The sequence below is a fragment of the Pseudomonas sp. NPDC088429 genome, assembly GCF_044753305.1.
GTDB classification, from domain to species: domain Bacteria; phylum Pseudomonadota; class Gammaproteobacteria; order Pseudomonadales; family Pseudomonadaceae; genus Aquipseudomonas; species Aquipseudomonas rustica.
Map to the genome: position 1 here is coordinate 48222 of NZ_JBIVMX010000009.1, position 9972 is coordinate 58193.

The following is a 9972-nucleotide window of genomic DNA, read 5'->3' on the forward strand; positions in this document are numbered from 1 at the left end:
ACCACTGCCTGTGACGAGGGGATTTATCCCCGTTGGGTCGCGCAGCGGCCCCTCTTCACCAAAAGCAGGGCCTGCTGCGCACGCCAACGGGGATAAATCCCCTCGCCACAAAATCCTGCCTCAGCTTTTTGTGTTCGCCGTAAACTTTCAAGAAGAAAGAGCGGAACTGCCATCACGGCCCAAGGTCAAGTAATCAGGCAGCTCAATCGAGTCAGCTGCCTCGCTTCCCCTAGTCATGAGAGGGCATTTTTTGTCTACATCTAACGAGTTGATCAGTGCAAAAGCCGCCACCGGCATTGTGGGCCTGGATGACATCCTGGCCGGTGGCTTATCGCGCGGGCATGTTTTCCTGCTGGAAGGAGAACCCGGAACCGGTAAAACCACGGTCGCTTTGCATTTTCTAATGGCCGGCGCGAAAGCCGGCGAACGCTCGTTGTACATCACGCTGTCGGAAACCGAGAATGAATTGCGCCAGGGTGCGCTCTCCCACGGCTGGGAGCTGGATGAGAACATCAAGATTTTTGAGCTGACGCCACCGGAAAGCCTGCTCAATGCCGAGCATCAGCAGAGCTTGCTGTACTCCTCCGATTTGGAGTTGGGCGAAGCAACCAAGCAGATTTTCGAAGCGGTCGAACGCTTCAAACCGACCCGCGTCGTGCTCGATAGCCTGTCGGAGATCCGTCTGCTGGCGCAAAGCTCTTTGCGCTATCGCCGGCAGATTCTGGCAATCAAACATTACTTCGTGCGCTACAACGCTACCGTACTGTTGCTCGACGACTTGACCACCGAGTCCCTCGACAAAACCGTGCACAGCGTGGCCCACGGCGTGATTCGTCTGGAAGAACTGACCCCAAATTATGGCGCCGAGCGCCGCCGCGTGCGGGTGGTCAAATACCGCGGTCAGAAGTATCGCGGAGGCTTCCACGACTTCACCATCATGGGTGACGGCGTTCACGTATTCCCAAGGCTGGTCGCCGCCGAACACCGTGGAGAATATGCACGCCTGCAGCTCACCAGCGGCATCAAAGAACTGGACGCCCTGCTCGGCGGTGGCATCGAAACCGGTTCCAGCACACTGATTCTCGGCCCGGCCGGTACCGGTAAATCGCTTATCTCGATGATCTTTGCCGCTGCGGCAGTGACGCGTGGCGAGAAAGCTGCGTTGTTCATTTTCGATGAAGAACTGGGTTTGCTGTTCGAGCGCATGAGAAATATCGGCATCGACCTCAAGGCCCTGCAAGCGACCGGCAATCTATTGATCGAACAGGTAGACGCCGCCGAACTGTCGCCGGGCGAGTTTTCCCACCGCGTGCGACGCTGCGTCGATGAAGGCGAAATCAAGACCGTGGTGATCGACAGCATCAACGGTTATCAAGCCGCGATGCCGGAAGAAAATGCCCTGGTGCTGCACATGCACGAGTTGCTGCTGTACCTTAACCGCAAAGGCGCGGCGACGTTTATGACCGTCGCCCAACATGGTCTGGTCGGCGATATGCAAGCGCCGGTCGACATCACTTACCTGGCCGACACGGTGATTCTGTTGCGTTACTTCGAAGCCCTCGGCAAAGTCCGGCGGGCGATTTCCATCATCAAGAAACGCACCGGCAGCCACGAATCGACCATTCGCGAATACCGCATTTCCACGCAAGGCATGACCATTGGTGAACCGCTGGAAGCCTTCCAGGGTGTGCTTCGTGGCGTACCGACTTACCTCGGCGCGAGCAAACCGCTGCTGCAGGAAGATAGCTTGTGACGGTGACTACGCCGCTGGCCGAACGGGCGCTGATTCTGGCGCCCGTGGGTCGCGACAGCCAAATTGCGCTGATGATCCTTAATGAGGCAGGTTTTGAAGGGCTGATCACCCCGGATCTCGGCGAACTGTGTTCGCAACTGGAGCCCGGCGCCGGGTTGTTGTTGATTGCCGCGGAAGCGTTGCGTGGCCCGGAGCTGGAGGTGTTGTTCCAGCATCTGGAGCAACAACCGGCCTGGTCGGATCTACCGATCGTGCTGCTCACTCATCACGGCGGACAGGAACAAGGCCCCTCGTCGCAACTGAGCAGCCTGCTGGGCAACGTGTCATTCCTTGAGCGCCCTTTCCACCCGGCCACGTTGGTCAGTATGGTCTCCGCCGCCCTGCGCGGTCGACGACGACAATATGAAGCCCGCGACCGCTTGATCGATCTGAGTGAAAGCGAACGGCGTCTGCAATCGACACTGGAAACCCTCGAACAACAGGTCGAGGAACGCACCGCGCAACTTCGCCACAACGAAGAAGCGTTGCGCCAGTCGCAAAAAATGGAAGCGGTCGGCCAGCTCACGGGCGGCATCGCCCACGACTTCAACAATATGCTCACCGGGATCATCGGTAGCCTTGAGTTGCTGCGCCGGCGACTTGCGCGTGGGCGCCTGGATGATCTCGACAGCCTGATTGATCTGGGCGTGACCTCTGCCAACCGCGCCGCTGGCCTGACCCATCGGCTGCTGGCGTTCTCTCGTCGGCAATCGCTTGATTCCAAAGCCGTACAGATGAATACCCTTGTGCTGTCGATGGGCGAGCTGCTGCAACGCAGTCTCAACGAGAGCATCCAGCTGGACATGCGCCTGAACGACAAATTGTGGGTCGCCGAGGCCGATCCGAATCAACTGGAAAGCGCCCTGCTCAATCTGGTGATCAACGCCCGCGACGCCATGCCCGAGGGTGGCAAATTGATCGTCGAAACCAGCAATCAGGTGCTGCATCGCGAATTCACCGAGGCCTACAGCAACCTTGAGCCCGGCGATTACGTGATGCTCAGCGTCACCGACAATGGCAGCGGCATGCCGCAAAGCGTGATCAATCGCGCGTTCGATCCGTTCTTCACCACCAAACCAATCGGCCAGGGCACCGGGCTCGGTCTGTCGATGATTTACGGCTTCAGCAAACAGTCACGCGGGCATGTTTCGATCGACAGTGAAATCGATCAAGGCACCACCGTCAGACTGTATCTGCCGCGCTTCCGTGGCGAAGAACTTGAGCAACCCGACACCGATATCCAGCAAGCGCCGGATGCAATCAACGGTGAAACGGTGCTGATCGTCGAAGATGACCCCGCCGTTCGCGTGCTGGTCAGCGCGGTTTTGAGCGAGCTGGGTTATGCCTTCGTCGAGGCCGGGGATGCCGACGGTGCAGTGCCGATTCTGAATTCGGCGCAGCGTATTGATCTTCTGATCAGCGATGTTGGCCTGCCCGGCATGAATGGTCGGCAGTTGGCTGAGATTGGTCGTCAATATCGGCCGGGGTTGAAGGTGCTGTTTATCACTGGATATGCCGAACACGCGGCCGTGCGCGGCGGGTTCCTCGATCCGGGAATGCAGATGATCACCAAGCCGTTCACCTTTGACCTTCTGACGGCGAAGGTCAGGGAGATGATAAGACAGTGACGTTTTATCTACCGCATCAGACCATGGAAGTCCTCAAAGGCGCCGTTTCAATAGAGTTGCGACGCACGGAAGCTCGTTGACGAATTTGCCTGTCAGCAGCAGCCAGTCTGTTCTTTTCTGAATCTGCGCTGGGTGTCGTTACAGTGGAAACGGCACTTACACCAGACCAGCCAATACCCTTCAAGACATACTCACCGCCCAATGCATTGGCCTCACTGACGACCTGAAAATTGTAAACACCGGCCTTTAAAGCACCCGGCAAATTTTCACTTCCGAGTTTGATAAATCCTTCGTTGATAAGGGCGTTACCCTCATTGGTTATGACGCCCACAGCGAGGTCGTGCCCAATTGCTTTCAATCCGTTAGGAAGATCCTTCCAGTGTGCGACGAGGTCTCCATGCTTGCTTCCGTAATAACTGGCTGGAACGACAGACGAAGCGAGAACACTCGTCGTTATAACGCCTTTAATTGCGCCATTGACCATGGGAAACACTACTTCAGGCAAGCTCTCAGCCAAAGCATTCTCTAACACGCCCTCAACGAAATTGTTGAACACACTGCCGCCGCTATCGACGAGTTGCGATAAAACCGTAGCGTCCTCGTTGTACTGAATCTTGGGACCAACGGGACTGAACAATCTTGTAACGACTTCGCCGGAAAAATCTTTGGTAACCCCAACCAATACGGCTGACGGGTCGGAAAATTGAGCGGTTATAAAACCAATTCCGAAGCCAGGTAAGGCGCCTGCCGTGAAGGCCGCGGCTCGACCGAGACTCGTACCAGAATCGGGATAATAGGAATCATACGCCAGCCGTGCGAGTGAACCTCCGGAGTAAGCCCAAGCCAAGCCGTTAAAACTCGCTGCGAGAGGCATTAAGACGCTTTTCGAAGCGAAACTTAATACAGCGCCTGCTGCCTTGCCGGCACCGTACCTTGTTAGCCCTTTTACCACCCCGCGCGTGCCTGCAGTCAACGCGGCCTTTCCATATTCAGACCAGGTAACCGGGTGGGTGACCGGCATTTCCTCCAGCCCTTGAACGTCGACGAAGCCGATCGGATTCCCCCCAACCATCCGATACAGATTCAAGCCATCGCTCACACCTGCCGGATCCGCACTCAGCCAACGCTGGCGCCACGGCATGTAATAGCGAAACCCGTAGTAATACAGTCCGGTTGCATCCCGCTCCTGTCCGGAATAACGCACCGTCCGGTAACTCGCTTCGACTTTGTCGCGCCCGGCGTACCAGGCGGTACCGCCGTAAGGATAGTAACTTTCCTGGCTGATAAGCCGAGCATCGGCATCAAGCTCCAGACTGTTGGAGTTGAGATGATTCGTCAGAGTGTAGCGAGCTTGATCGTCGGGAATGCCCACCGGTCGACCTTTTTCCCAATGCAAAATCTGCACGGTGCAGCGCCCGGCCGCGACGCTGATGACGTGCAAAATTTCTTCCGGCGTTGTACGAATTTCCACCCCGGACAAGTAGCGGGTTTCATGGGTACGGGTTCGGCGGGAGCTGTAAGCCGTGCGAATTTTTCGCACGCGCTGCCCCCCGCTATCATAGATATAGCGTTCCGCGTCGTTGGGTTCTGCATTGCGAATCACTTGATCGACCTGGCGTAACTGGTCACGTCCGTTCCACAACAGGTTCTGACCTTTTTGCAGGACATTGAGATTGCCATTGCCGTCGTATCCTGCGGCGATATCACCCTCTCCCGGACGCACATCGGCCGCGGTATACGGCAAACTGCGGTTGCTATAGGCGGCGACAGCGGTGCGCTCTGTGCGTTGACCACTGTCAGCAATGTGCTGCAGCGTCAGCAGATTGCCGCCGCTGTCGTAATCGAACGTTTGCTGATAATTTTCCAGTTGAGTGGAATCCGGTGGCGATATGAACTCCGGCAACTGTGGCCCACCCGGGGCGTTGACGCATTGCCGGCCAGTGGCCGCGATCAATTCATAAAGCGTGTTATAGCGGTAGGTATTGAGAGGAGCGACACGCTGATTACGGAAATAACGGATCGGCTGGGCAGCATCGCTGATGCTGAGAAGGTTACCCACTGCATCATAGGCGTAGGTCAGTTGCTGTAGCGGCGGTTCGTTGGCAACTTGCGCGATCAAGCTGATGATCTGTCCACTTTGCGTATCAAAAACACTGCGCGTTACGACCCCGTTTCCCGCCGATTGCTGTTCGATCTGACCAGTGGCGCTGTAGCGAATGTCGCTCACCAATGAGGTATAACCGCCAGCGCCAGACAACATCAAACAGGTTTCGAATAGCTCCCCTGCCCGAGTCTGACGCAGTAATTGTTCATTGCCCAACGCATCAATATGGCGGATCTGCTCACCCGCCGCGTTATAACTGTTACGCGTGGTCGCGCGTTCAACTTCCAACAGCACGTCGCGCCCGGCGGGATCTTCCGGCCAGTCGGGCAACTCCAGCGCGTCGAGAAACCACCGCGTCTGCGCAAGTGGCGAACCGAAGACACTGCACTCATCGAGAGAACGTGTACCCGCCCCGTCATCATGACGAATCAGTTGCCCGCTAACGTTGTGCCGAGCGGATTCGGCGCTGGCGTCGGCCCAGCCAAAACATTCGCTGCGCCGGATCTCCTCACCCGCCTCCTGCTCAAAAAGGAACGCTGGCCGCAGCAACTCATCGTAAGCCACGCGGCGGTGATTAAGCTTCTGACCCCAGCTTTCCAGCGCTTGGCCGCTGGCGCCGGCCAGGCTCAGACGCCAACCGGCGTCAGCGTTGACCGACAGCAACGAGGTGCCGGACAAGCTGGACAAGGTCGTCTGGTTAGCAGGCTGCGTGGAGTCATTTTGAAACAGCGTAAACAGTCGGGGATCGCGGCTATGGCAGGTACGGGTTTGCCGTTCATAAATGTTTTGGGTGATACGGGCCTGAGGCGCATCCGTCTCCGATTGCCGGCAATAGGCAACCGAGCGAACGGCCATACCGCTGGAGTCGATCACAGCGAGTGCGGGTGTGCAACGATCCATGTTCGCCATCCCTCAGGTTTGGTTCGCCCGCGTGACACGTGGCAGGCACGAAGATTTGTGCATCCTTTATTCGCCGTTACATCGTCCACGTCAACTGTCAGAACTGTCAGGTAGAACCCGTAAAAACGCGGGAACATCATCTAGGAGTCAAAGTCCCGTAACTTCGCGGCGGCTTTTCATTCAGCACGGACGGCGACGTCAACATTTTTTCAAGGCCCGATTTCATGTCTCGCTTGTAGGCATTTCGCGTAATCTGAAATGCGGAGCTGACGCCAAAACTCAAGACGCCCGTTAGCGCGCCCTCACCCACCGCCTCGGGATTGGCTGTGGATTGCACTAACTGGTTGATCATTCGAGGCCCAGCGTCGAAGAAATCGCGAGCGGCCACATTACTGATTTCTTTTATTGTCGAGAACTCTGGCGCCCCGTCCTGAGCCTCTGCATAGGGCGCGTCTTCCGGAAAAAAACTGCGCGCAACACTCATGCTCATAGCGGCAGCACCTTTGGTGACCGCAGGGTAAAGCAGATTCTGGACCAGGTTTACCTCTGTTCCAACGGGAGCATAGAACACTTTATTTTCAAGAATCTTCGCGGCGCCTTTTGTGATGACTACCGCCGCTATCTCCGCCTTGATTCCCGCGCCTGGAGGCACGCCCGCCCAAGCGTTGTTCGGTACGTTGGGGGCCATTTGAGCGACACCTTCAAAACCGACATTACCGAACAACTTAGTAATCTGTGTGATGGCCGCCATATTCGCTCCCGGGCTCAAAATTTCCTCCAGCACAATTGGCGCAACTGTGAATAACCCGCCACCGACCGCTCCCGCCGTACGCTCGAGATACCGCCGCGGATTGCCGATTCCTTCAGATTGGTTTGCACTGACCCACGAAGCGCCTGCGATCGCTCCGTTGATGACTGCTGACCCCGCCCCGACAGCAACCAGCAAACCACTTGCCGGATTCCATTTTGTCAACGCTTGGGCAAGGAGTATCTTCATGCCGGATCCCACCAGTTTCGCGCCGAAGTCCACGGCCCCGGCCCATCCCGCCGCTTTCACCGTGTCCCATCGTGACAGTCCCTGCAAATCGACATACCTCACAGGATTACCCGCGACCATGCCGTACAGATTCAAACCATCCTCGATACCCACCGGATCTGCACTGGCCCAACGTTGTCGCCAGGGAATAAAGTAACGCCGACCAAAGTAATAAAGCCCCGTTGCGTCACGCTCCTGGCCTGAGTAACGAAAGGTTCTATAGCTGGCCTGTATTCTGTTCGCTCCCGCCCACCACGCCGTTGCGCCGTAAGGGTAATAGCTCTCCTGACTGATCAGCCCTCCGTCACCGTCCAGTTCCAGAGTGCTGGAACTCAAATGATCCAACAGGTTGTAGCGATGTTGATCCGGCGGATTGTCTGCGCTTCGTACCTGCTCCCAATGCAAAACCTGAACTCGGCAACGTCCAGCCTGGACACTGATTACGTGCAGCGTTTCTTTGGGGCTTGTGCGGATTTCCAGTCCAGGCAGATAACGCGTTTCATGAGTCAGGGTGCGCTTGGACGTCACTGTGCTACGGATCTTTCGTACGCGCTGCCCGGTACCGTCATAGACATAGATTTCGGCATCATTCGCGGCCTCCTCCCGGATGACCTGATCCACTCGACGCAATTGGTTTTGCGTCCCCCAAAACAACGTTTGCCCACGTTGCAATGCCTTGAGGTTGCCATTGCGGTCGTAGCCCTGACCGATAACCTCTTCAGTCGGTGGCAAATCATTTACAAAAGGCAGGCTGCGGTTATTAAGTGCGGCCACAGCGGTACGCTCGGTACGGCTACCGCTGTTGGCGTGGTGCAACAAAGTGTGCAAGTTGCCGCCCGCGTCGTAGTGGAAATCCTGTGTGTAGTTTTCCATTTGGTTCGCATCAGGCGGTGAAACAAACTGAGGGAGCTGAGGGCCACCGAGAGCACTGATTTTTTGTCGCCCGGTTGCGCTGATCAATTGACCCAAGGTGTCATACCCATAGGTGCTGGTAGCAGCGACGCGCTGGTTGCGAAAGTACTGAACGCCAAAGGCTGCATCGGTGATTCTGACGGGGTTACCAACAGGATCGTAGAGGTAACGAAGATCCTGCAAGGGCGTGGTATTCGCAGCGTGCGTCCTCAGCATGATCAAGCTGCCGTCCGCCGGTTCGTAACAACAGATGGTCACCAAAGCATTGGCGTTGGTCTGCTGTTCGATTTGACCGGCGGCGTTGTATTGAATATCGCGAAGCAGCGTAAGTGGATTGCCCGAGCCCGCCATTTTCAAGCAGGTTTCATACAACTCGCCGGCCTTCGTCTGACGCAGGATTTGCTCATTGCCCTTGGCATCCGTAAGGCAAATCGGCTCGCCGACAGCATTCAGCGCTGATTTCGAAGTGGCGCTTTGCGGTTCGAGCAAAAGATCCCGTGCGTTTTCTTCACTTGGCCAGTCAGGCCGTTCCGGTGAATTGAGAAAACGCCGCGACTGCTCAAGCACTGTTCCGGACACGCCAAATTCACGGAAATGCAACGTTCCAGCCTCGTCATCGTGACGAATCACCTTGCCGCAACAATTTCTGGCAGCAGATGCCGGACTGGCATCCGCGTAAGTGAACCAAGCGGTACGGCACTCTACCTCGGAATGAGCCTGATCAAAAATTTGCTCGGGTCGCAAAAAATCGTCGTAAACCAGACGCCTTTGGTGACCTTCCTGATCCCAGTGAAGGACGGCGTGTCCGGCTTCGGCAAGCAAATTCAGTCGGCAGCCGGCATCGTTATTGTCAGATAACAACGGGGTGCCCGAGAGGCTGTACAGCATGCGCTGACTAGCGACTTCAGAATGACGCCCCGCCATCAAGAAAAGGCGCGGATCACGTATTCGCGACACACGCCCGGCAGGGTCAAACATTTGATGGGTAATGCGCGGCTCGGCCGGATCCGTCGGAGCGCGCCGATGATAAGCGACCTTGCGCAGCAACCGACCGCAAGGGTCAATGGCGCTGAGCACTGGTGTCTCTCGATGCATGAAGCACGACCCCGACGTGGATATCGAGGTCGTTATTGAGCAATGGCGTCAGTCAAGTCAACTGTCAGAAATTACAGGTACGCCGCCAACCGCCCTGTTTTCAGGCCAATAGCTCCTGAATTTTCTCCTGCAAGACATCCAGATCAAACGGTTTTTCCAGAATCGGCGCCTTGCGCGTGATCGGGCTGCCGGTTTCGCGGATCTCCTGCGGGTAACCGCTGATAAAGATCACTTTTAGATCCGGTCGCAATTTGACGGCTGGTTCGGCGATCTGCACGCCGGAAATACCGCCAGGCAGACGGAAATCAGTGATCAGGACATCCAGATGCGGCTTGCTCGCCAGAATCTCGAACGCCTGCTCGCCGCTTTCCGCTTGCAACACGCGGTAACCCTGACCCGACAGGTAATCGGTCAGGACCATCAAGATAACCGGTTCGTCCTCGACGACGAGTACTACATCTTGTGCATCTACGCTCATGGGAAGCCTTTGTTCGGTCAATAGCTG

Annotated in this window: 5 protein-coding genes; 2 read left to right on the plus strand and 3 right to left on the minus strand. The window is 56.6% G+C overall.

The features are described from left to right. Nucleotides 1–250: 250 nt before the first annotated feature. Nucleotides 251–1753 (plus strand): ATPase domain-containing protein, encoded by a 1503-nt coding sequence (locus ACIP66_RS07840; RefSeq protein ID WP_400646843.1) that lies wholly within the window; start codon nt 251–253, stop codon nt 1751–1753. Next, the gene (locus tag ACIP66_RS07845) at nt 1750–3420 is read left to right on the plus strand and encodes an ATP-binding protein (protein WP_400646846.1); all 1671 of its coding nucleotides are present in this window, start codon (nt 1750–1752) and stop codon (nt 3418–3420) included. Before ACIP66_RS07840 ends, ACIP66_RS07845 begins: the two co-directional genes overlap by 4 nt. 16 nt (nt 3421–3436) lie before the next feature. Here ACIP66_RS07845 and ACIP66_RS07850 read toward each other — a convergent pair whose 3' ends face one another. The 3 genes from ACIP66_RS07850 to ACIP66_RS07860 form a co-directional block, all read right to left on the minus strand. Continuing rightward, the gene (locus ACIP66_RS07850; RefSeq protein ID WP_400646849.1) at nt 3437–6424 is read right to left on the minus strand and encodes an RHS repeat-associated core domain-containing protein; all 2988 of its coding nucleotides are present in this window, start codon (nt 6422–6424) and stop codon (nt 3437–3439) included. A gap of 136 nt (nt 6425–6560) precedes the next feature. Beyond that, a complete protein-coding gene (locus ACIP66_RS07855; RefSeq protein ID WP_400646851.1) occupies nt 6561–9449 on the minus strand; it encodes an RHS repeat domain-containing protein in 2889 nt (962 codons plus the stop codon). 118 nt (nt 9450–9567) lie between these two features. Continuing rightward, nucleotides 9568–9945 carry a response regulator gene (locus tag ACIP66_RS07860; RefSeq protein ID WP_053119909.1) on the minus strand — a complete coding sequence of 126 codons (378 nt, stop codon included), beginning with the start codon at nt 9943–9945 and terminating at the stop codon, nt 9568–9570. Nucleotides 9946–9972 lie beyond the last annotated feature (27 nt).

What these genes read in the sequence shown, in the direction of transcription:
- ACIP66_RS07850 (WP_400646849.1), bottom strand. Translation starts at nt 6,424, where the DNA reads ATGGATCGTTGCACACCCGCACTCGCTGTGATCGACTCCAGCGGTATG.
- ACIP66_RS07860 (WP_053119909.1), bottom strand. Translation starts at nt 9,945, where the DNA reads ATGAGCGTAGATGCACAAGATGTAGTACTCGTCGTCGAGGACGAACCG.